Origin of the sequence: Mesorhizobium sp. M7A.F.Ca.US.006.04.2.1, from assembly GCF_004022915.1 — a bacterium.
Taxonomy (GTDB): Bacteria; Pseudomonadota; Alphaproteobacteria; order Rhizobiales; family Rhizobiaceae; genus Mesorhizobium; species Mesorhizobium ciceri.
This window is the reverse complement of record NZ_RZQA01001188.1, coordinates 1-1,436: the sequence shown is the minus strand read 5'-3', so window position 1 is coordinate 1,436 and position 1,436 is coordinate 1. Positions and strand designations below refer to the sequence as shown.

The window sequence follows — 1,436 nt, the reverse complement described above, 5'->3', positions numbered from 1 at the left end:
GCGCTTCAAGCCGGCGTCATCGACGCCGGTGCCGCGCCCTGTCCACTTTTCCGCGCCGCCGCCGAACAGGGCTGCTGAGATGGCAGCCGCCGGCGTGGTGTTGCCGATGCCCATCTCGCCGAAGCAGATAAGGTCAAGATCCTTCGTCACCGCATCATAGCCGGCCGAGACCGCCGCCAGAAAGGGCGCTTCGTCCATTGCCGGACCTTGGGTGAAGTCGCCGGTCGGATGGTCGAGATCGAGCGGGATGACGTCGAGTTCGGCGCCGGCTATGCGGGCAAGCTGGTTGATGGCGGCACCGCCGCCAGCGAAATTCGCCACCATCTGCACGGTGACTTCCGAGGGATAGGCCGACACACCTTGCGCGGTGACGCCGTGGTTGCCGGCGAAGACGAAAACCTTGACGCGGTCGAGTTTCGGCATGTCGCGGCCCTGCCAGCGCGCCAGCCACGCGGCGATGGTCTCGAGCCGGCCGAGGCTGCCTTGCGGCTTGGTCAGCGTGTCCTGGCGGCGTGCGACCGCATTGGCCGCGGCATCGCTGCCAGCCGGCAGGTCGAGGCAGGCGGCGCGCAATTCACTAAGGGACTTGAAGGACATGGGGGCAAAGTCTCCGAAAAGGAATCAGGCCATGGGGATCAGGCCAAAGGGATCAGGAAAGCGCTACGGAAGCGACGAGCAGCACCGCGATCTCGCTTGCCTGCTGCAAGGCGCCGATCGTGTCGCCGGTCTGGCCCTCGATCTGGTTGAAGCAAAGGGCGCGGAATGCGGCAAACAGCAGGCCAAGCAGGATCAGCGCGAAGACGGCGCCGCCCAGCCCGAGCAAGAGAAGCGGGATCGCGCCGAGCAAGGCGCCGGCCATGGCGGTTTCCTGCGACACGGTGCCGGCGTCGACCGAGAGGCCGTCGACGCGCGCTGGAGGCAAGAGATGCATGAAAGCGCCAAGCAGGCCGCGCGAGGCCGCGTGTGCGGCCAGGAGGGCAAACAGGGCCTGTGTGGGATCGACGAACTCCGACAGCGCGCTCCAGCGGACCAGCAGCGACAGAGCCAGCGCCGCCGCACCATAGGCGCCGATGCGGCTGTCGCGCATGATCTCAAGTTTGCGGCCGCGCGATTTGCCGCCGCCAAACCCGTCGGCGACGTCGGACAGGCCGTCCTCATGCAGGCAGCCGGTGGTGAGCAGGGTTGCCACAAGGGCAAGTGCGGCCGCCGGCCCCATGGCAAGGCCGAACCGTTCCGCCGTGGCAAAAACGATGGCGCCGATCAGGCCGACGACGAGACCGGCGATGGGGGCGGCCCAGATCGCCGCGGCAAGGCTGCGGCCGCGAAAATCGAAGACGGGCAGCGGCAGCCTGGTGAAGAAGACCAGGCAGAGCGCGATGTCGTCGACGACCTGTCGTGGTGAGAGGGCCAGATTCCCGAATTTCATGCTCTAGCCC

Annotated in this window: 2 protein-coding genes; both read right to left on the bottom strand. The window is 67.3% G+C overall.

Features of this window, described 5'->3' with window-relative positions; all coding sequences use genetic code 11:
- Positions 1-597 (bottom strand): nicotinate-nucleotide--dimethylbenzimidazole phosphoribosyltransferase (locus EN925_RS35660; RefSeq protein WP_206633123.1); only part of this gene is annotated, 597 nt, incomplete at its 3' end.
- A gap of 52 nt (positions 598-649) precedes the next feature.
- Positions 650-1,426: an adenosylcobinamide-GDP ribazoletransferase gene (gene cobS / locus EN925_RS35655; RefSeq protein ID WP_024501377.1), complete on the bottom strand. Its 777-nt coding sequence runs from the start codon at positions 1,424-1,426 to the stop codon at positions 650-652.
- Between the last annotated feature and the right edge of the window lie 10 nt (positions 1,427-1,436).